Origin of the sequence: Streptomyces sp. Y1 (assembly GCF_041053115.1) — a bacterium.
In the GTDB taxonomy this organism is placed as follows: Bacteria; Actinomycetota; Actinomycetes; order Streptomycetales; family Streptomycetaceae; genus Kitasatospora; species Kitasatospora rubellomurina.
This window is the reverse complement of record NZ_CP163445.1, coordinates 5,487,843-5,507,828: the sequence shown is the minus strand read 5'-3', so window position 1 is coordinate 5,507,828 and position 19,986 is coordinate 5,487,843. Positions and strand designations below refer to the sequence as shown.

At 76.8% G+C, this 19,986-nt stretch carries 16 protein-coding genes; 8 read left to right on the top strand and 8 right to left on the bottom strand.

Annotation, left to right across the window (positions count from 1 at the left end):
- Positions 1 to 7 precede the first annotated feature (7 nt).
- From AB2U05_RS23875 to AB2U05_RS23860, 4 genes are all read right to left on the bottom strand, one after another.
- Entirely contained in the window at positions 8 to 1,510 is a 1,503-nt protein-coding gene (locus tag AB2U05_RS23875; RefSeq protein ID WP_369184220.1) for an MFS transporter, read from the bottom strand.
- 38 nt (positions 1,511 to 1,548) lie between these two features.
- Positions 1,549 to 3,006, bottom strand: a complete 1,458-nt coding sequence (locus tag AB2U05_RS23870) for an RNB domain-containing ribonuclease (RefSeq protein ID WP_369184219.1) — start codon at positions 3,004 to 3,006, stop codon at positions 1,549 to 1,551.
- A 69-nt stretch (positions 3,007 to 3,075) separates the two neighbouring features.
- Positions 3,076 to 3,465, bottom strand: a complete 390-nt coding sequence (locus tag AB2U05_RS23865; protein WP_045699290.1) for a type II toxin-antitoxin system death-on-curing family toxin — start codon at positions 3,463 to 3,465, stop codon at positions 3,076 to 3,078.
- A complete protein-coding gene (locus tag AB2U05_RS23860) occupies positions 3,462 to 3,812 on the bottom strand; it encodes a hypothetical protein (RefSeq protein ID WP_045708567.1) in 351 nt (116 codons plus the stop codon). Before AB2U05_RS23860 ends, AB2U05_RS23865 begins: the two co-directional genes overlap by 4 nt.
- A gap of 140 nt (positions 3,813 to 3,952) precedes the next feature.
- On the opposite strand from AB2U05_RS23860, the gene AB2U05_RS23855 reads away from it, so the two are divergent.
- Both AB2U05_RS23855 and yaaA read left to right on the top strand, forming a co-directional pair.
- Positions 3,953 to 4,408: a DUF3995 domain-containing protein gene (locus tag AB2U05_RS23855; RefSeq protein ID WP_157882161.1), complete on the top strand. Its 456-nt coding sequence runs from the start codon at positions 3,953 to 3,955 to the stop codon at positions 4,406 to 4,408.
- 60 nt (positions 4,409 to 4,468) lie between these two features.
- Complete coding sequence (yaaA, locus tag AB2U05_RS23850; protein WP_045708566.1) at positions 4,469 to 5,254, top strand: peroxide stress protein YaaA; 786 nt, start codon at positions 4,469 to 4,471, stop codon at positions 5,252 to 5,254.
- A 13-nt stretch (positions 5,255 to 5,267) separates the two neighbouring features.
- Here yaaA and AB2U05_RS23845 read toward each other — a convergent pair whose 3' ends face one another.
- Genes AB2U05_RS23845 through AB2U05_RS23835 form a run of 3 tightly spaced genes read right to left on the bottom strand, consistent with a single transcriptional unit; the run spans position 5,268 to position 8,015 of the window.
- Positions 5,268 to 6,407: a bifunctional RNase H/acid phosphatase gene (locus AB2U05_RS23845; RefSeq protein ID WP_045699285.1), complete on the bottom strand. Its 1,140-nt coding sequence runs from the start codon at positions 6,405 to 6,407 to the stop codon at positions 5,268 to 5,270.
- Positions 6,408 to 6,411: 4 nt separating this feature from the next.
- Positions 6,412 to 7,155, bottom strand: coding sequence for a zinc ribbon domain-containing protein (locus AB2U05_RS23840; protein ID WP_045699283.1), 744 nt, complete (start codon positions 7,153 to 7,155; stop codon positions 6,412 to 6,414).
- 23 nt (positions 7,156 to 7,178) lie between these two features.
- Positions 7,179 to 8,015 (bottom strand): Nif3-like dinuclear metal center hexameric protein, encoded by an 837-nt coding sequence (locus AB2U05_RS23835; protein ID WP_045699281.1) that lies wholly within the window; start codon positions 8,013 to 8,015, stop codon positions 7,179 to 7,181.
- A gap of 481 nt (positions 8,016 to 8,496) precedes the next feature.
- On the opposite strand from AB2U05_RS23835, the gene AB2U05_RS23830 reads away from it, so the two are divergent.
- The 6 genes from AB2U05_RS23830 to AB2U05_RS23805 all read left to right on the top strand — a co-directional run bounded on the left by AB2U05_RS23830 (position 8,497) and on the right by AB2U05_RS23805 (position 18,480).
- Positions 8,497 to 11,649 (top strand): lanthionine synthetase LanC family protein, encoded by a 3,153-nt coding sequence (locus tag AB2U05_RS23830; RefSeq protein ID WP_369184218.1) that lies wholly within the window; start codon positions 8,497 to 8,499, stop codon positions 11,647 to 11,649.
- Entirely contained in the window at positions 11,646 to 13,652 is a 2,007-nt protein-coding gene (locus tag AB2U05_RS23825; RefSeq protein WP_369184217.1) for an alpha/beta hydrolase family protein, read from the top strand. Before AB2U05_RS23830 ends, AB2U05_RS23825 begins: the two co-directional genes overlap by 4 nt.
- Before the next feature lie 142 nt (positions 13,653 to 13,794).
- Entirely contained in the window at positions 13,795 to 13,938 is a 144-nt protein-coding gene (locus tag AB2U05_RS23820; RefSeq protein WP_157882160.1) for a VenA family class IV lanthipeptide, read from the top strand.
- A 125-nt stretch (positions 13,939 to 14,063) separates the two neighbouring features.
- Positions 14,064 to 15,716: an ATP-binding cassette domain-containing protein gene (locus AB2U05_RS23815; RefSeq protein ID WP_369184216.1), complete on the top strand. Its 1,653-nt coding sequence runs from the start codon at positions 14,064 to 14,066 to the stop codon at positions 15,714 to 15,716.
- A 651-nt stretch (positions 15,717 to 16,367) separates the two neighbouring features.
- A complete protein-coding gene (locus AB2U05_RS23810) occupies positions 16,368 to 18,143 on the top strand; it encodes an ATP-binding cassette domain-containing protein (protein ID WP_369184215.1) in 1,776 nt (591 codons plus the stop codon).
- A 163-nt stretch (positions 18,144 to 18,306) separates the two neighbouring features.
- Positions 18,307 to 18,480 (top strand): hypothetical protein, encoded by a 174-nt coding sequence (locus tag AB2U05_RS23805; protein WP_167352975.1) that lies wholly within the window; start codon positions 18,307 to 18,309, stop codon positions 18,478 to 18,480.
- A gap of 130 nt (positions 18,481 to 18,610) precedes the next feature.
- On the opposite strand, the gene AB2U05_RS23800 is transcribed toward AB2U05_RS23805, so the two are convergent.
- Positions 18,611 to 19,696 carry a Zn-dependent alcohol dehydrogenase gene (locus AB2U05_RS23800; RefSeq protein ID WP_045703495.1) on the bottom strand — a complete coding sequence of 362 codons (1,086 nt, stop codon included), beginning with the start codon at positions 19,694 to 19,696 and terminating at the stop codon, positions 18,611 to 18,613.
- Positions 19,697 to 19,986: the final 290 nt, after the last annotated feature.

The following is a 19,986-nucleotide window of genomic DNA, read 5'->3' as shown; positions in this document are numbered from 1 at the left end:
GTAGTGGTCATCGTAGCCGCTCGGGCGGGGCCTCCCGTACACCGGAGCGGGCGACGGGCGGCTCGGCGCCGAGCCGGGCGGCCACCCGGGCCGCCGTGGCGGTGGCCCAGCCGGTGGTGGTGAGCAGGCCGAGGACGAGGATCGCGGCGCCCAGGCCGACCAGGATCCACCAGCCGGCGTGGCTGGCCGGGGCGAAACCGGTCGCGACCGGGCCGACCACGGCCGAGGTGACCACCGTGCCGATCACCGCCACGCCCAGCGACTGGCCGACCTGGCGGCTGGTCGAGGCGACCGCGGCGGCCACGCCCGCCTGGGCGCGCGGCATGCCGGAGACGGCCGCGTTGGTGATCGGCGGGTTGACCATGCCGAAGCCGAAACCGAACAGCGCGTACGCGACCAGCAGCAGCGCGGCCGGGGAGCCCGCGGTGAGCCGGGTGAGCAGCAGGCCGCTCGCGGCGAGGCAGAGCCCGGCCACGGCCAGCGGCAGGCGCGGGCCGTGACTGCTGACGATCCGTCCGGACAGCGGCGCGCAGACCAGCATCATCCCGGCCATCGGCAGCGTCCACAGGCCCGCCTCGACCGGGCCGTAGTGCCGGACGTCCTGCAGGTAGAGGGTGTTGAGGAAGAGGAAGCCGCCGAGCGCGGCGAAGGCGCAGACCGCGGTGAGGGTGGCGCCGGTGAACGGCGCGCTGGCGAAGAACCGCGGGTCCACCAGCGGCTCGGCGACCCGCCGCTCCCACAGCGGGAAGGCGACCAGCGCGGCGACCGCCGTCGCGGCGAGGCCGAGGATCAGCGGGGACGTCCAGCCGTTGCCCGGGCCCTCGATGATCGCGGCGGTGCCGCAGCCGAGCAGCACGACCATCAGCAGCTGGCCCATCGGGTCCGGTCGGCGCGGCCGCGGCGCGCGCGACTCGGGGACGTAACGGGCGGTCAGCGCCATGGCCAGCAGCGCCACCGGGACGTTGATCAGGAAGATCGACGGCCAGCCGGCGCCGTCCACCAGGAAGCCGCCGACCAGCGGGCCGAGCGCCATCGAGATGCCGACCACCCCGCCCCAGACGCCGATCGCCCGGGCCCGCTCGCGCGGGTCGGTGAAGGTGTTGGTGATGATCGACATCGCCACCGGGTTGAGCATCGAGCCGCCGACCGCCTGGAGCGCCCGGAACGCCACCAGCCACCCCAGGCTCGGCGCCAGGCTGCACAGCAGCGAACCGAGCGCGAAGCAGCACAGGCCGGTCTGGAAGACCCGGCGGCGGCCGAGGCGGTCGGCCACCGAGCCGAACAGCATCAGCAGCGAGGCCAGCACCAGGGTGTAGGCGTCGATGATCCACTGCAGTCCGGAGGCCGGGGCGTCCAGGTCGTGCTGGATCGCCGGGAGCGCGATGTTCACCACGGTGTTGTCCAGGCCGACGATGAACAGGCTCAGACAGCAGATCGCCAGCACGAGCAGACGGCGGCGCCGGTCGGGGACGGCGGGCGGAGGCGCGGAGGGGGCGGGAGCGTCGGACACGGACCGATCCTCCCACCCCCGGGGGCGGGCGGGCCCGCTCAGGCGGTGGCGAAGCGGACCGTACGGGTGGCCGGGTCGGCCGTGGTCAGCCGGACGTCGATCACCCGGCCGAGGGGGAGCCCCGGCCCGCCCGCGGCCGCACCGTCGCAGCGGGCCCGGACGGCCGGCTCGCGCAGCTGCACGGTGCCGGAGCCGGGCCGCCGCTCGTCCACGTCGATCACCACGGCGCGGAACTCCTCGCCCTCCCGGCCGGCCAGCAGCTCCGCCTCCACCAGGTCCACGCAGGCCCGCTCGACCTCGGCGGCCCGGCGGTCCCCGCCCGCCATCAGCGCCGGCACGCCCAGCAGCGCCTCGCGCGCCCAGTCCGGCACCTCCGCCCCCGCCGCGACAGCCGCGCACACCTCCTGGGCGAAGCGGTCGCCGAGCCGCCGCAGCGGCGCCGTGCAGTGCGCGTACGGGGCGGCGATCGCGGCGTGGCCCGGGTCGGCCGGGGCGGGCAGGCCGCGGGACTCGTCGAAGGCGTGGTAGCCGGCGCCGCGCAGCAGGCCGGTGCAGGCGTTGAGGAAGGCGGCGTCCAGCGGCGCCTCCGGGTCCAGCGAGCGGATCAGCTCCGGGTACGGGAGCGCCTGCGGCCAGTCGACGTCCAGCGCGGCGGCGATCCGGCGCAGCCGCTCGTACGCGGGGGCGGGCGCGGCGGGCAGGGTGCGCAGCAGGCCGATGCCCGCGTCCAGCATCAGCTCGGCCGCGGCCATGCCGGTGAGCAGCGAGATCTGGGCGTTCCAGCCGTCCACCGGGCTGGGCGCGCGGTAGCCGAGGACGTAGCCGTGCAGGGTCTCCTCGACCTCCTGCTCGGGCACCGGCAGGCTGATCCCGCCGCGCTCGCGCTCCTGCTGCTCGCGCAGCCGGCCGACGACGGCGAGCAGGGCCGGCTGTTCGTCGGCGCCGAGGTCGACGGCGCGCTGGACGGCCGCGTAGTCGAGGCGGAGGTGCGAGCGGACCAGGGCACGGCGCAGGTCGGCGAGGACGAGGGCGCCGTCCGCGTCGAGGTCGAGCTGCCAGAGCAGGGCGGGCCGGGGCTCGCCGGGCAGCAGACTGGCGGCGTCCTCGGAGATCCGGGTGGGGTGCAGCGGGACGCGGTGGTCGGGGAAGTACAGGGTCTCGACCCGGCGGCGGGCCTCGGTGTCGATCGCGCCGCCGGGGCGGACGAAGGCGGCGACGTCGGCGATCGCGTAGTGCACCCGGTAGCCGCCGCCCGGGCGGCGGGCGAGGTGCATGGCCTGGTCGAGGTCGCGCGAGCCGGGCGGGTCGACGGTGAACAACGGCAGGTCGGTGGCGTCGTGCTCGGGCATCCGGGGGCGCTCGGCCGCCTCCTCCGCCTCGGCCAGCACCGCCTCGGGCCACTCGGTGTGGATCTCCAGGCGGGTGCGGAGCTCGGTGAGCTCGGTGTTGATCCGGGCGGAGTCGGCGGCCTTGACGCGCAGTTTTCGGCGAGGCATGCAGGCCAGCGTAGGGCGAATCGGGTGATTCCGGACGGACGCCGCCGCCGGACGCGCCGGGGTCGATCCCTACCGCCCCAGCAGGGACTTGAGGTCCTTCGCCGCGAGCGCGACGGCGTCGTCGTAGCCGCCGGTGGCCAGGCGCAGCACGTAGGCGACCGCGTCGTCCGGGTGCGGGTCGGTGTACGGCTCGCCGTTGTAGTCCAGGAACAGCAGCATCGCCTCGAAGGCGGTGCGCTTGTTGCGGTCGACCAGGGGGTGGTTGCGGGCCAGGCTCTGGCCGAGGGCCGCGGCCTTGGTCCACAGGTCCGGGTAGGCGTCGCCGCCGAACAGGCTCGCCTGCGGGCGGGCCAGTGCGGAGAGCAGGCCGCCGAGGTCGCGGATGTTCCACGCGCCGCCGGCCAGGTAGGTGACGTCCTCCAGGTCCAGGTACTCGGTGGGCGGGGTCGGCCCGGTCACAGGTCCTTCAGCCTCTCCAGCGTCTCGGCGTTGGCCTCGCGGATCCGGGCCACCATGGCGGCCCGGCGCTCGGCCCGGCCCGGCCGGGGCGGCTGCTGCGGCGGCTCGGTGAGCGCGTCCGGCACCTCGGACTGGCGGACCTCGAACGCCAGCTCGGCGGTGTCCGACCCGGTCGGCGCCTCCGTCACCCGGACCCGGCCGGCCATCACGGCCTCCGCCGCCGCGCGCACGGCGAACTCCAGCGCCTGCCGCGTCTCCGCCGGCAGACCGGCGGGCAGGCGTACGGACAGGGACTCCTCCACGGCGTCGCCGTCGTCGGGCACCAGGTCCAGGGGTCGCAGGGTCATCGCACTCACTCTCCTCGCAGGTCACGGTAGTGCGGAACGCTGCGCCGGCCCACCGGTTTACCTCCCGGGGCAGTCGGGGCCGGGCGGTGTGAGGCGCCGTAGGGTGGGCCCAAGTGTCCGTTCGCGGAGGGGGTTTGGTGATGAGCGCGGTGAAGGCGACCGGGGTCGCGGTGTCGGCGGCGATGGCGGCGGTGGGGGTGCTGCACGCCGTGTGGGCGGTGACGCCGTGGCCGGTCCGGGACCCGAAGGAGTTCGCGGAGACGATGATCGGCGAGGGCGACGAGATGCCGCCGCCGGTGGCCTGCCTGGCGGTGGCGGGGATGTTCGGGACGGCCTCGTACCTGGTGGCGTCGGAGGCCGGGGTGGTGCCCGCGGTGGGGCCGAAGGCGCTGCGGCGGCTCGGGCTGCGGACGGTCTCCGGGGTGATGCTGGGGCGCGGGATCGGCGGGTTGGCGCTGTTCGGGACGGTCATCGGGCGCACGGATCGGTTCCTGCGCATGGACCGCCGCTACTACTCGCCGCTCTGCCTGGCCCTGGGCGCCGGGACGGCGTTGGTCGCCGGCCGGAGGGCGGGGGCGGCGGACCGGCCGCAGTAGGGTGGCGGGGTTCGTCCACCGGGCGGGGTTCGTCCGCCGCAGACCGTCGAGGAGTCCGCTGTGCTGGTGCTGTTGCCGCCGTCCGAGGGCAAGGCCGCGTCCGGGGACGGTGCGCCGCTGGCGCTCGACCGGCTGTCGCTGCCGGGCCTGACGGCGGCGCGCGGCGCGGTGCTGGACGCCCTGGTCGGGCTCTGCCGGGGGGACGAGGAGGCCGCCGCCGAGGTGCTCGGCCTCTCCCCCGGCCTGCGCGGCGAGGTCGGCAAGAACGCCGGGCTGCTCGCCGCCGGCGCCCGTCCGGCGGGCGAGGTGTACACCGGGGTGCTGTTCGACAACCTGGGCCTGGCCACCCTGGACGCGGCCGCGCACGACCGGGCCGAGCGGGCCCTGCTGGTCTTCTCGGGGCTGTGGGGCGCGGTGCGGATCTCCGACCGGATCCCGTCCTACCGCTGCTCGATGGGCGTGAAACTGCCGGGGACGGGGGCGCTCGGGGCGTACTGGCGGAGCGCGATGGCGCCCGTGCTCCCGGAGGTCGCGGACGGGCTGGTGCTGGACCTGCGCAGCTCGGCGTACGCGGCGGCGTGGAAGCCGGCCGGCGAGGTGGCCGCCCGGACGGCGACCGTCCGGGTGCTGCAGGAGCGCGACGGCAGGCGCACGGTGGTCAGCCACTTCAACAAGGCGACGAAGGGCCGGATCGTCCGGGACCTGCTGGTCGCGGGTGCCGAGCCGAAGACGCCGGGCGAGCTGATGGACGCCCTGCGGGAGCTGGGCCACCACGTCGAGCCGGCCGCGGAGGGCACGGCCCGCAAGCCGTGGCAGCTCGACGTGGTGGTCACCGAGGTGCACTGAAGCACCGTGCGGCTCAGCGCAGGTGCGAGGTGTCGTTGAGCAGCCGCAGCGAGGCGTTGCCGTCCGCGTAGTACTGGACGGCGCAGACCGAGGCGGCGGACAGCTCCATCCGGTACATCGAGTCCGGCGGGGCGCCGAGGGCGAGCCGGACCAGCGTCTTGATCGGGCTGACGTGCGAGACCACCAGCACCGTCCTGCCCGTGTACCGGGCCAGGACCTTGTCCCGGGCGACCCCGACCCGGTGGGTGAGCGTCGCGAAGCTCTCGGTGCTGCCGGTCGGCTTGGCCTTGGCGCTGCCGAGCCAGGCCGTCAGGTCGTCCGGGTAGCGCTCCCGCACCTCGGCGAAGGTCAGGCCCTCCCAGTCGCCGAAGTCGACCTCGCGCAGCCCGTCCTCGTAGCGGACCTCCAGGCCGAGGCGGGCGGCGACGGTCTCGGCGGTCTGCCGGGTGCGGAGCATCGGGGAGGCGACGACGGCCTGGATGCTGCCGCGCGCGGCCAGCGCCTCGGCGGCCCGCTCGGCCTGCCAGCGGCCCTTCTCGGAGAGCTCCGGGTCGGTGCCGCCGCTGCCGGAGAACCGCTTCTCCGGGGTGAGCGGGGTCTCGCCGTGGCGCAGCAGGACGAAGGTGGTGGGGGTGCCGAGGTCGGCGGGGGCGGCCCAGCCGGCCTTGGGGGCGGGGGTCTCCAGCGGCGGCTCGTCGGCCACGACGGGCTTGCGCGCGGCCTTCGGCTCCCACTGGCGGCCGTCCCGGCCGGCGTCCATCGCCTCGTTGGCCAGCCGGTCGGCGTCCTTGTTCCGCTCGCGCGGGATCCAGGTGTAGGTGACCCGGCCGCGCGGGTGGAGCGTGCGCGCTTCGGCGGCGAGCGGCTGCATGTCGGGGTGCTTGATCTTCCAGCGCCCGGACATCTGCTCGACGACGAGCTTGGAGTCCATCCGGACGTCCACCGAGGCGTCCGGGTCGAGCGCCCGGGCCGCGGCGAGGCCGGCGATCAGGCCCCGGTACTCGGCCACGTTGTTGGTGGCGTGCCCGATGAATTCGGCGGCTTCCGCGACGATCTGCCCGGTGTCGCCGTCCCGGACGACCGCGCCGTAGCCGGCCGGCCCCGGGTTGCCCCGGGACCCGCCGTCCGCCTCGACGATGAAGCGCGCCGCCACCGACTCAGACGCCCGAGTCGGCGGTGCGGACCAGGATCCGCGAGCAGTTCTCGCAGCGGACGACCTTGTCCTTCGGCTCGGCCTTGATCGCGTTCAGCTCGGTGATCGAGAACTCGGTGCGGCAGCCCTCGCAGCGGCGCTGGTAGAGCCGGGCCGCGCCGACGCCGCCCTGGGTGTCGCGCAGCTTCGCGTACAGCTTCAGCAGGTCGGCCGGGATGACGGCGGCGACGGCCTCGCGGTCGCGCTGGACCTTCTCGGCCTCGCCGTCGATCTCGCCGAAGGCGGCGTCGCGGCGGGCCTCGGCCTCCTTGAGCACGACGGTGGAGTGCTCCAGGCGGGCGGACAGCTCCTCGACCCGGGTCCGGGCGGTCTCCTGGCGTTCCATGATCTCCAGCACGACCTCCTCCAGGTCGCCCTGGCGCTTGGCGAGCGAGCCGATCTCGTGCTGGAGGTTCTCCAGGTCCTTCGGCGAGGTGATCGCGCCGGAGTCCAGGCGCTGCTGGTTGCGGGCGGCGCGGGCACGGACCTGCTCGACGTCCCCCTCGGCCTTGGTCAGCTCGCGGGCGGTGTCGCTCTGCTGGGCCTCGGCGGCGACGACGAGGTCCTTCAGCGCGGTGTGGTCGGCGGTGGCCTTGTCGATCTCGGCGTGCTCGGGCAGGCTCCGGCGCCGGTGGGCCAGCTGGTCGAGCTTCGAGTCGATGGCCTGGAGGTCGAGCAGGCGGATCTGGTCGGCGGGCGCGGCGTTCAAGCGGAAAGCTCCTGTGAATCGGGTCAGGCGGGGAAGGACATCGGGGCGTGCGCGGTCCACGGGTCGGTGACCAGGTGGGAGACCTTCGTCTCGACGGCCCAGCCGCGCTGGTCGGCGGCGGCCCGCAGGGAGCGCTCGGCCAGGGTGAGCCAGGGCCACTCGGTGGCCCAGTGGGCGGCGTCGACGAGCACGATCGGCGCGGCCTCGGCGGCCTCGGAGGCCGGGTGGTGGCGCAGGTCGGCGGTCAGGTAGGCGTCCACGCCGGCCGCCCGGACGTCGGCGAAGAAGCCGTCGCCCGAGCCGCCGCAGACCGCGACCCGGCTCAGCAGCCGGTTCGGGTCACCGGACACCCGGACGCCCGCGGCGGTCGCCGGCAGGCCCTTGGCGACCTGCGCGGCGAAGGCGGAGACGGTCAGCGGCGGCTCCAGCAGGCCGATCCGGCCGCTGCCGCGACGGCCCAGCGGGTCGGTCGGGTCCGGCACCAGCGGGCCGGTCACCCGCAGGCCGACCGCCTCGGCCAGCGCGTCGGAGACGCCCGGGTCGGCGTGGTCGGCGTTGGTGTGCGCGACGTGCAGGGCGATGCCGTTGGTGATCAGCGTGTGCACCACCCGGCCCTTGAAGGAGGTCGCGGCGACGCTGGTGGTGCCGCGCAGGTACAGGGGGTGGTGGGTGACCACCAGGTCGGCGCCCCACGCGACGGCCTCGTCGACGACCGCCTGCACGGGGTCGACGGCGAACAGCACGCGGCCGACCTCGGCCCCGGGGTCCCCGCAGACCAGGCCGACTGCGTCCCAGGACTCCGCCCACTCCGGGGGGTAGACCTCTTCGAGCGCGGTGATGACGTCGGACAGTTTCGGCACCTGTCGAGACTACCGTGCGCGCGGGGCCGGTCGGGCCTCGGCCGTTCGGGGGACTCGGCGCTCGCCCTCCGCCGGGCGTTCGGATACCGGTTCCGGGGGCGTACGGATGCGCGTCAACCTGCGGCGGAGGCGCCGGCGGAGCGTCCGGGACGCCGTGCGCGGGCCGCGCGCGCCCGCACGCCGGGCGCCCGTTACTCACAGCACGGTCTTCGTACGAATTCGAAACCGCCCCCGTATCACCCTTACGAGTGAAGGGAGTGGCCGTGCGTTGAACCTCCGGATTTTTCGAAACTAACTTCAGTCCTGCGAACGGGAGTTGCCCCAGGCACCACCGGCCCCACCGAAGGGCCGAAGGCGTGCCGGGGCCCCGCCGGGGAGCGTCGCCGCTCCCGAGGAGACCGATCGGGCCGGGCCGCGCGCCCGGGTGCCGGAAGCAGTGGGCACCCGGGCCGGCGGCGGAGACGAAGGGATGTGGTGGCGGATGGAAGCGGGCACATCGCTCCGTACGGCCGGCGGCGGGGGATCGGTGGGCCACGGGCCGGGTGCGGCCGGGGCGTGGCCGGACGTGGCACGGGCGGCGCTGGCCGGCGCCGGGGGCCGGGGAGGCGACGGCGGCTGGAAGGTCTCCGTCGAGGGCTTCTGGTGCACGGCCAGGCCGTCCGCGTCCGCACCCCTGCCCGGGCAGGGGTGGAAGCTGCACGTGAGCGCGGCCTCGGCGGCGGGCGAGGCCGTCCTCGCGGCCGTCGTCCGGGTGCTCGCCCAGGACCCGTGCGCCTTCAAGTTCGCCGCCCGGCAGGAGCGGCTGCACGAGCTCAACTCGCGCAACAGCGACCGTGGTTCGGCGGGCAAGTTCATCACCGTGTACCCGGCCGACGAGGCGCAGTTCCAGCGGCTCGCCGCCGAGCTCGACCGGGCGACGGCCGGGCTGCCCGGGCCCGTCGTGCTCTCCGACCGGCCCTACCGGCCGGGCAGCCGGGTGCACTACCGGTACGGCGCCATCGCGCTGCCGGCCGAACTGGGCAACGACGGGGAGTACCGCTCGGTGCTGCGCGGGCCGGGCGGGGAGCGGGCCGAGGACGTGCGCGGCGGGTCGTACCGGGCGCCGGGGTGGGCGCGGGACCCGCTGGCGGCGGGGGCGCCCACGCTTCCGGCCGAGGCCGCGGCCCGACCGGCGCAACGGCCCGGCGGGGTGCTGCTGGCCGGGCGGTACGCGGTGACCGCCGCCGTACGGCACGGCGCCAAGGGCGGGGTGTTCCTCGGGCGCGACACCCACGGCGACACCGAGGTGGTGGTCAAGCAGGCCCGGGCGCACATCGAGGTCGACCGCGCCGGGACGGACGCCCGGCACGCGCTGCGGCACGAGGCCGCGCTGCTCGACCGGCTGGCCGGGCAGGAGCTCGCGCCGCGCGCGGTGGAACTGGTCGAACAGGACGACTCCGTCTTCCTGGTGCAGGAACGAATCGCCGGACAGCCGCTGGGCGGCTGGGTCGCCGCCCGGCTGCGGCGCGACGGCAGCCCGGACGTCGACTGGGCCGAGGCCGGGCCGGTCGCGCACGCGCTGGTCGACCTGGTCGAGCGGGTGCACGCCCAGGGGCTGGTGCTGCGCGACCTCTCCCCCGGCAATGTGATGGTCCGACCGGACGGGCAGCTGCGGCTCGTCGACCTCGAACTGGCCGCCGAGGCCGGACGGACGGTCGGCGCCGCCGGGACACCCGGCTACCGGGCGCCCGAGCACGGGCCCGGCCGGCTCGGCCCGGTCGGCGGCGCGCGCGCCGTGTGCACGGCCGACCCGGCCGTCGACCGCTACGCCCTCGGCGGGCTGCTCTTCCTGCTCGCCACCGGACACGACCCGCTGCTGCCGGAGGACCTGCCCCGGGCCCGTCCGGTCGCCGAACGGCTCGGCCGCTGGCTCGCCCTCGCCGCCCGGACGGGCGAGACGGCGCGCCGGCTCGCGCCCGCGATCCTCGGGCTGCGGGCGGAGGCGCCCGAACAGCGGTGGGGGGTCGCGCAGGTACGGGCCTCCCTGGGCGGTGGGGCTGCCGGGCTCCGTCAGGCGGTCGTCCAGACCGTCGTCACGCCGCTGTGGCACGCCCCGACGCGGTCGGGCGGCGCTCGGGTCGACGGCGGCGCGCGGGTCGACGGCACGCGCCCCCACGGCACTCCTCGACCCGGCGCCTTCCGCCCCCGCGGTGTGTGGAGCGGCGATGTATGGAGCGGAGACACGCAACCGGGCGGCCGCGCAGCGGCCGGCGGCCCGCGGACGGGCGCCGAGCAGGGCGACGACGCACGGGCGAACGGCCCGCGGCCCGCCGTCGCACCGTCCGGCGCGAAGCCGTCCAGCCCCGCGCGTCGGCACCCCGCGCCCGTCGACCCCACCGCCGCCCCCGACCTCGACCGCGTCCTGCACGACGGCCTGCGGCACCTCGCCGCGACCGCGACGCCCGAGCGGCGGGACCGGCTCTGGCCGGTCGTGCCCGCCGGGGAGCGCACGGACCCGTGCAACGTGCAGCACGGCGCCGCCGGGGTGCTGGCCGTGCTGGCGCGGGCGGTGGTGGCCGAGGGCCTGCCGGGCGAGGCGCGGGAGGAGGCCGCGCGGACGGCGCGCACCGCCGCCGGGTGGATCGAACACCGGATCGCCGCCGAACCGCTGATACTCCCCGGCCTGCACTTCGGGCGCGCGGGCGCGGCCTGGGCCCTGCTGGACGCCGCCCGGGCGCTGGCGGACGCCGGCCTGGCCGGGCGGGCCGCCGGACTCGCCCGCCGGCTCCCGCTGGACTGGCCCAACCCGGACGTCTGCCACGGCACGGCCGGCTCCGGCTTCACCCAACTCCGCTTCGCCGCCGACGAGTTCCTGGTCCACGAGCGCTCCGCCTTCCTGGACCGCACGGCCCGCTGCGCCCGCGCCCTGCTCGACGCCGCCCGCCGCGAGCCGTACGGAACGGTGTGGCCGGTGCCGGCGGACTTCGACTCCGCGCTCGCCGGGATCACCCACCTCGGGTTCGCGCACGGCGCGGCCGGCGTGGGCGCCTTCCTGCTGGCCGCCGCCGGCCCGCTCGGGGACGACGCGCTGCTCGCCGGCGCCGCCGAGGCCGGGCGGACGCTCGCCGCGACCGTCCGGCGGGGCCCCGGCGACGCCGCCTGGTGGCCGCAGAGCGCGGGCGATCCGGAGCACGTACGCCTTGCCCACTGGTGCAGCGGCTCGTCCGGCGCGGGCAGCTTCCTGCTGCGGCTCTGGCAGGCCACCGGGGACGACACCGTCCGGGAGCTGGCGTGCGCCGCCGGGCGGGCGGTGCTGGCCGGGCGCTGGCACAGCGGGGTCAGCGCCTGCCACGGGCTGGCCGGCGACGGCGAGTACCTGCTGGACCTCGCCGTGGCCACCGGGGAGCCCGAATTCCGCGCCGGGGCCGAGGAGTTGGCCCATCTCGTCGCGGCCCGGTCGGCCCTGCGGGACGGTCTGCTGGTGCTGCCCGACGAGACCGGCACCGGTTGCGCGGCCGGCTACGGGACGGGCACCGCGGGCGCGCTGGCCTTCCTGCTGCGGCTGCGGCACGGCGGCCCCCGGCTCTGGCTGGACGCGCTGCCGCCCGTCGCGGACCGAGTCCCGTACGCGGTGAGCGGGGTGAGCGAGGCGTGAACGTGGTCATCGGCACCACCACCCAGGCGCTGCGCCGGCTGAGCTTCGGCTTCGCCGGTGACGGCAGCCACGCCGCCTGCCTCGCCTCGGCGGCGGACGGCGGCTGGTACGTGGAGAGTTGGCGGCTCCCGGCGGACGGCGGGCCTGCCGCGCCGGTCGCGCTGCCGCTGTCCGGGAACCGTTCCGAGCAACTGCACTCGCAGCTGCTCGCACTGCCGGACGGCTCGGTGCTGGTCTGCCGGCACGACGGCGAGCGGCACCACCTGGTCCGCCTCTCGTACGGCGAACCGACCGCAGTGGAGCAGCAGTTGGCGACGCTGCGGATGCCCGGGCTGCGCCTGATCGCGCTGCCCGTCCGGCCCGGCGCCGGGCCGGGCACGCCGGTGGCGGTCGCGCTCGGCACGGACACCCGCCCGGCGACCACCGCCTGGCTGATCCGGACGGACGGCAGCGAGCCCGAGCGGGTCGCCGAGTTCCCCGGGCTGCACGGCGGCGGCGCCTGGCTGGACCACGCGGGCGCGCTGCTCGCGCTGGACCGGGTGAACGCCGGGCTGGTCCGCAGCGTGGTGCTCGACCTGCGCAGCGGCGTCGTCACCCCGCTGCTGGAGATCGGCGAGCGCAGCAACGACCGGCTGGTGCTGTTCGACCCGGACAGCCGCTTCGCGATGGTGCGCAGCGACGCGCCCGGCACCGACCGGCTCGGCTGGGGGGTGCTCGGCGGCGGGGAGCCACTGCGCTTCCCGGAGTGCCTGCACGTGACGGGCATGTTCCTGCGGCCGGTCGCGCTGCGGCAGGCGGCGGACGGCCCGCGGGTCGCGCTGCAGATCGACCACGGCGCCGGGTCCGCGCTGGCCCTGTGGCGGCCCGCCGTGGGGCGGCTGGACCGGCTGCCGGTGCCGCCCGGGCGGCTCGGCGCGGTCGGGCACTGGAGCGCGGCGGGGCTGCGACTGCCCTACTCCTCGCCCGACCATCCGGCGGCGCTGGCCACCCTGGACGTGGACGCGCTGCTGGCGCACGGTCCGGCCCCGGCCGCCGCCGGACCGATGCCACTGCCGCTCCAACTCGCGCCGCTGGGCTCGGGGTTGCCCGGCCCGTGGCGGGACACCGTGCTGCCCTGGCAGCCCGGCGGGGCGCCCGCCGCCCGTACCGCGCCGCCCGGCTCGCCGGTGACGGGCTGGCGGCTGGACGGCAGCACCCCGCCCGGCGACGGCGGCCGCTGGCAGCCCGCACAGAGCCTCGAACTCGCGGGCCCGGCAGGCCCGTTGGAGGCGGTGGTGTACGGCGGGGACGCCTGGCTGAGCAGCCCGCACCTGGTGCTGGCGCTGCACGGCGGCCCGGCGGACGCCTGGCGGCTGGAGTTCGACCCGGCGCTGCAGCGGATGGCCGCCGAGGGCCTGGCCGTGGTCGCGCCGAACCAGCGCGGGTCCACCGGCTACGGGGTGGCGCACGCGCTGGCCATCCGCGGCGCCTGGGGCGGGCCCGACCTGGACGACGTGCTGTACCTGCTGGACGGCATCGCCGGGCAGCGGGCGGCGCTCGGGCTGGAGCCGCCGGCCCTGTTCGGGGTCAGCTACGGCGCGTTCCTGGCCCTGCTGGCGACCGCGCACGCGCCGGCCGGGCAGGTTGCCCGCTGCGCGGTGGTCGCGCCGTTCCTGTCCGGCGCCCGGCTGCTGGCCGAAGCGGCGCCGCCCGTAAGGGCGTTGACCACCCGGCTCGGCGGCGGCGAGCCGATCGCCGACGCCCGCGGCCCGCGCGACGTCCTGCAGCTGGCGCACCGGCTCACCGCGCCGCTGCTGGTCGTGCACGGCAACCGGGACGAGGTCGTACCGGTCAGCCAATCCCGGTCGCTGCGGCACGAGTTGCTGCGGATCGGCCGGGCCGAGGGCACGGACTTCCGGTACGTCGAGGCGGCCGGCTCCGGCCACGAGGTGCTCGCCGAGGAGGGCGGCGCCGTCCTGCACGAGCTGCTGGCGGCGTTCCTGCGCACCGGCCGGCCGGGCTGATCCCGGCATTCCACGGACTCCCGGGCCCGACGAGGCCCGGGGCACCACCCCCGGTGCGGCGGATGGAGGCCGCCCGGGGAGCAACACCCCACGCCCGCACGCAGATCGCCGCGGGCGCGAAACCCAGGGGAGGAACCCGATCATGGAGAACATGGTGGACTTCGAGACCGACCTCGCGGCGCTGCAGGACCTGCCGGAGACCGAGTCCGTCGAGCTGACCGGCCACGGCAGCGGCTGCCAGTACACCTGTCTCATCCTGACCTGCCTGATCTTCACCAACAGCTGATCGCGCAGTAGCTCGTAGTTACCAGGAGTAACCCGCAGTAGCCCCGGGTGCCGTTCCCGCCTGTCCGGACAGGCGGGAACGGCACCCGCTTTCGCCCCCGCCCTCCGTTGACTTGGAGCCCCAACGTGCCCCGGCGACCCACCGGCTGGACCCTTGCGCTCGGCCTCGCCCTGCCCGTCGAGGCCGCCACCACGCTCGCCCTGCCCGCCGTCCTCGCCGGAGCCGTCGACGCCGCCCTCGGCCACCGGCCCGGCCACGCCTACCTGCTGCTCGCCCTCGTCCTCGCGCTGGCCGCCGCGGCCAACGCCGTCGCGGCCGCCGCCGGTCCGGCCTGCTCCGCCGAAGCCACCGCCGAGCTGCGCGGACGCCTCGTCCGCCACCTGCTCGCCCTCGGCCCCGGCGGCCGCCTGCGCGGCGGACCACCGCCCGGGGACCTCGCCGCCCGGCTGCTCGGCTCGGCCGGCGACGCCGGCGGCCGGCTGCCCGCCCTGCTCGGCGCCGCCACCGCGCTGCTCACCTCGACGGGCGCGATCCTCGGGCTGGCGCTGCTGTCGCCCTGGCTGGCGCTCGCCTTCTTCGCCGGCGTGGTGCCCGGGGTGGTCCTGATCCGGCTCTTCCTGCGCCAGGCCGGCCCGGTGTTCGCCCGCTACCAGGAGGTCCAGGCCGAGCTCGCCGCCCGGCTCGGCGGCGCGCTCTCCGGGCTGCGCAGCATCCGCGCGGCAGGCGCCGAACAGCACGAAGCCGCACGGGTGTTGGCGCCCCTGCCGGACCTCTCCGCGGCCGGGCACGCACTGTGGCGGGCGCAGCGCCGCACCGCCTGGCAGGCCACCCTGCTGATCGCCCTGGTCGAGGTGCTGGTGCTCACCACCGCCGGGGCACTGCTCGCGGACGGCACCCTCGCCCCCGGCGCGCTCGCCGCGGCGGCCGGCTGGGCGGCGCTCGGCGCGGGGCTGTTCGAGCAGGTCGAGGCGCTGGTCGGGGTGGCGCACGCGCGGGCCGGGCAGGCCCGGGCGGACGAACTGCTGGCGCTGGCGCCGTCCCCCGCCGGTACGGCCGCGCTCCCGGCGGGCGGGCGCGGCGAGGTCGTGTTCCGGGGAGTCGTGGTGCGCGACGGCGAGCGGGTGCTGCTCGGGCCGCTCGACCTCACCGTGCCCGGCGGCCGTACGGTCGCGCTCGTCGGGCGCTCCGGCTCCGGCAAGTCGCTGCTCGCCGCACTGCCCGGGCGGCTGCGCGACCCCGACGAGGGCGAGGTGCTGATCGACGGCGTCCCGGTGGGCGCGCTCGCGCCGTCCGAACTGCGGCAGGCGGTCGGCTACGCCTTCGGCCGTCCGGCGCTGGTCGGCCGGACCGTCCGCGACGCCCTGGCCGGCGCGGGCGAAGCCGAGGCGGCGGCCGCCCGCGCGGACGGCTTCCTGCGGCGGCTGCCCGCCGGGTGGGACACCCCGCTCGACGAACTCCGGCTCTCCGGCGGCGAACTGCAACGCCTCGGCCTCACCCGACTGCTGGCCCGGCCCGCCCGGGTCCTGGTCCTCGACGACGCCACCTCGGGGCTGGACCTCGCCACCGAGTACCAGGTCACCCGGGCCCTCGACCACGCCACCCACGGCCGCACCCGCCTGATCGTCGCCCACCGCGCCCCCGTCGCCGCCCGCGCCGACCTCGTCGCCTGGCTCGACGCAGGCCGCCTCCGCGCCCTCGCCCCCCACACCGACCTCCTCCCCCACCCCGCCTACCGAGCCGCCCTCTCCGACACCACCCTCCACGCGGCAACGGCCTGACCCGATGCACGCGGCAGCCGGAACCCACCCGCACAGGAAGTCGGCCCTGTCGACTTCCCGTGCACCTCTTCCCGGGGTCGCCCCCCCTTGCACAGGAAGTCGGCCGGGCCGACTTCTCGCGCGGGGCCGGCGAGCGGGGGCGACTTCCCGCGCAACACGTGGTCGCGCTGCGCCGCGTGCCGATCAGCGCGCGCAGGAAGTCGACCCCATCGACTTCCTGTGCGCCTCCCCCTGGGATCGCCCCTCGTGCGGGGCTCTGTCGACTTCCCGCGCTCGGATCCGGCTCGCAGGAGGCCCCCATACGGCGCGCGCCCAAGCGGCGGCGAGGAGTGGAAAGTCGGCCCGGCCGACTTCTCGCGCAGCACCCTGGCCAAGGCCACGGGCCAGCGGCACTCAACCCGCAGGGAAAGTCGGCCCGGCCGACTTCTCGCGCGGGGCCGGCGAGCGGGGGCGACTTCCCGGCGCAGCACATGGTCTCCCTGCGCCGCATGCCGATCAGCGCGCACAGGAAGTCGACCCCATCGACTTCCTGTGCACCTCCCCCGGGATCGCCCTGTGCGCGCCCGTGCCGCGGGGAGGAGTGGAAAGCCGAATGGGTCGACCTCTCGCGGGGCGAGCAGCAGGGGGTGCAGGGTGAGGAGTGGAGGAACGGTGAGTTCGCGGATACGCCGGGTGGGGCCCGGGTGGCGGTTGTTGGGGCGGCAGTTGGTGGTCACCCGGGGGGCGTTGGGGTGGCTGGCGGTGTGGTCCGGGGTGGAGGCGTTGCCGCCGTTGTTGTCCGGGTTGTTCGTGTCGGCCGCGGTCGATGAGGGGTTCCTCGCGGGTCGGCCGGGGGTCGGGGTGGCGTGGCTGGGCGGCTTCGGGGCGGTGACGGCCGTCCGGGCGTACGCCTCGCGGGCCGGTTTCCCGTACCTGGCCGGCGTGGTGGAGCCGCTGCGGGACGCGTTGGTGGAGCGGGTGGTGCGCAGTGCGCTGGCCCGGCAGTCCGCGGACCCGGCGGAGGTCGCCCGCCTCACCGAACAGGTGGAGTCTGCACGGCAGTTGACCGCGACCCTGCTGCGCACCCTGCGCGGGGTCGGGGTCACCCTGGCGGCGGCTCTGGTGGGGTTGGGGCTGCTGGCGCCGGTCGTACTGCCGCTGGTCCTGCTGCCGCTGCTGGCGGCCGGGGTGCTGTTCGCCCGGCTGCTGCGGCCGATGGTGGCGCGGCGGCGGGCGGTGGTCCTGGTCGAGGAGCGGCTGGCGGCGGAGGCGGGGCGCGCGCTGGAGGGGCTGCGCGACGTGCAGGCGACGGGCGCCGGGGAGCAGGTGGCGGCGTCGCTGGCCGCGGCCGCCGACGCCAGCGCCGCCGCGTCCCGGGCGCTGGGCCGGGCGTCGGCGCTGCGCGCGCTGGTGGTGGCGCTCGGCGGCCGGCTGCCGGTGCTGGCCGTGCTGGCGGCCGCGCCGTGGCTGCTCGCGCACGGCGCGCTGACGCCGGGCGAGCTGCTGGGCGTCAGCACCTACCTGCTGCAGCAACTCGACCCGGCGGTAAGGACCTTGGCCGGAACGGTCGGCGGCTGGCTGCTGAACCTCGCGGTGGTCCTGGACCGGCTGGCCGTCACGACGGCGCCGCCGCCCACCCGGCCGGACGGCCCGCCGGCCCGAACCCCCAGCCACGGCCCCAGCCACGGCGGGACGCGAGGCGAGATCCGCCTCCAGGCCCTCCGCTACGCCCACGGCCCCGCCGCCGCACCCGTGTTGGAGGGGCTGGACGCGGCGGTGCGCCCCGGGGAGCACGTGGCGGTGGTGGGGCCGAGCGGCGCGGGCAAGTCGACGCTGGCGGCGCTGCTGGCCGGAGTGCTGGCGCCGACCGCCGGCACCGTGACCGTAGACGGGGCGCCGCCGGCCGGCCCGCACCAGGTGGCGCTGCTCCCGCAGGAGGCGTACGTGTTCCCCGGCTCGGTCCGGGAGAACCTGTGCTGGCCGTCCCCCGGCATCCCGGACGCCCGACTGCACGCCGCCGTCGCGCAGCTGGGCGCACAGCCGCTGGTGGCGCGCCTCGGCGGGCTCGCCGGCACGCTCCGCGATCCGGGTGAACTGTCCGCCGGGGAGCGCCAGTTGCTGGCGCTGGTGCGGACGTACCTGTCCCCGGCCCCGGTGGTCGTACTGGACGAGGCGACCTGCCACCTGGACGCCGCCGCCGAGGAGCGGGTCGAACGGGCCTTCGCCGCCCGCCCGGGAACGCTCGTGGTGATCGCGCACCGGATCAGTTCGGCGCTGCGGGCGGACCGGGTGCTGCTGGTGGACGGCGGCCGCGGAGTGCTCGCCCGGCACGGCGACCTGCAGGTGCTGTCCCCGCTCTACCGGGAGTTGGTCGGCCACTGGCTCGGTTCGGCACCGGTCGGCGCCGCGCCCCGAGGCACAGCGGGGCTCGCGCCCCGATCTCGATAGGATCTCGTCCGACCCGGCGGTTATGGTGGCCGGGTCAGGGCCGCGATCACCGGCTGTGGGCGCGTACCGAGCGCCCGATCGGGGACCGGGCCGCGCGCCCCACAGCGCCGGCCGGGCGCCGATGACCTGCACCCTTCGCACCGAAAAACGGAAGACGATTCTGATGTCCGACACCCTCACCGACACCACCGGACCCGCGACCACCGGGACCGACGCCGACGAGAAGACGGCGGAGGACACCGCGTCGCACGGCCGCCACCGCGGCCGTTCCGCCGCCGACGAGACCCCGGAGTCCGACCCGCACGGCCGTCACCGCGCCGCCGCGCACCAGGCCTGACCTCCCGGCCGCAGCCCCACACGCCCGAGGGCCCGTCGAGCGACAGCTCGGCGGGCCCTCGGGCGCTCCGCACGTCAGCGGTCCGGCCTCAGCGGTCCGGCATCAGCGGTCCAGCCTCAGTCGCCCGGCCTCAGTCGCCCAGCGTCACGACCGTCCGCAGCGCCTCGCCGCTGCGCATCTGCGCGAGCGCCTCGTTGACGTCCGCCAGCGCCACCCGGTGGGTGACCATGCCGGCCAGGTCGATCCGCCCGGCCCGCCACAGGTCGACGACCAGCCCGATGGTGCGCGCCACCGGCGCCCCGCCGTACAGCGAGGGCAGCAGGCGCTTCTCGTTGAAGAACAGCTCGCCCATGGTGAACTGCGCGAGGTCGTCCTGCGCGCCCGCGCCGATGACCACCACCGCGCCGCCGCGCCGGGCCGCGTCGTAGCCGGCCCGGACGGTGGCCGAGCGGCCCACCGCCTCGAAGACGTAGTCGAAGCCGCCACCCGGCAGGCCCTTGGCGACGGCCTTCAGCTCCTCGGGCGCGATCGCCTCGGTCGCCCCGAAGGCCAGCGCCCGCTCCCGCCGCGAGACGACCGGGTCGACGACGGTGATCCGTGCGGCCCCGCACACCCGCGCGCCCTGCACGGCCGCGACCCCGACACCGCCCGCGCCGATCACCGCGACCGAGGAGCCGGGCTCCACCCGGGCCGTGTTGACGGCCGCGCCGATGCCGGTGGTCACCCCGCAGCCGATCAGCGCGGCGGCCTCGTACGGCAGGTCGGCGGGCACCTTGATGACGGCGTCCGCGGCGACCACCACCTCCTCGGCGAAGGCCCCGGTCCCGTAGAACCCGGAGGCCTCCGTGCCGTCCGCCGCCAGCCGGAAGCCGGGCGCGCCGAGCCGCCGCAGGCTGGCGACGCACAGGTGGCCCCGGCCCCGCTCGCAGTGCGCGCAGCGGCCGCAGGGGGCCATCCAGCAGAGCACCACCCGGTCCCCCGGCGCGAGGCCGGCGACGCCCTCGCCGACCTCGACGACCTCGCCCGCGCCCTCGTGCCCGGGGACGAACGGCGCGGGCTGCGGCAGCACGCCGCTCATCGCGGACAGGTCGGAGTGGCACAGACTGGCGGCGCGCATCCGGACCCGGACGGCGCCCGGGCCGAAGCCGACCGCCGTGACGTCGTCGCGGACGTCGAGGGTGTCCTGGCCGGTCTTGTGCAGGACGGCTGCGCGCATGGGGCTGCTCCCGGGGTGGTTCGTGGGGCCTCGGATCGACGGTCGGGGGCGATTCTGGCACGGCGGGCGGACCCCGACTAGAACGCGTTCCAGCCCGGCCCGGGAACGGGTGCGCTCCCGGACGGACGGCCCGCGAAAGCGATGACACCGTCCGCGCCCGCTGGCATCATCCCTGGTCGTGCCCACCGAGATACCCGCTACCGAACCCGGCGCCGAAGCCGCCGCGCCCGTCCACGACGGCCCCTGCCCCTCCTGCGGCGAGCCGCTGACCGCCGACCCGCGCTTCACTG

Coding starts and splice junctions, on each gene's coding strand:
- AB2U05_RS23870 (WP_369184219.1), bottom strand. CDS start 3,006: ATGCCTCGCCGAAAACTGCGCGTCAAGGCCGCCGACTCCGCCCGGATC.
- AB2U05_RS23860 (WP_045708567.1), bottom strand. CDS start 3,812: ATGACCCTGCGACCCCTGGACCTGGTGCCCGACGACGGCGACGCCGTG.
- AB2U05_RS23855 (WP_157882161.1), top strand. CDS start 3,953: ATGAGCGCGGTGAAGGCGACCGGGGTCGCGGTGTCGGCGGCGATGGCG.
- AB2U05_RS23830 (WP_369184218.1), top strand. CDS start 8,497: ATGGAAGCGGGCACATCGCTCCGTACGGCCGGCGGCGGGGGATCGGTG.
- AB2U05_RS23820 (WP_157882160.1), top strand. CDS start 13,795: ATGGAGAACATGGTGGACTTCGAGACCGACCTCGCGGCGCTGCAGGAC.
- AB2U05_RS23805 (WP_167352975.1), top strand. CDS start 18,307: ATGTCCGACACCCTCACCGACACCACCGGACCCGCGACCACCGGGACC.
- AB2U05_RS23800 (WP_045703495.1), bottom strand. CDS start 19,696: ATGCGCGCAGCCGTCCTGCACAAGACCGGCCAGGACACCCTCGACGTC.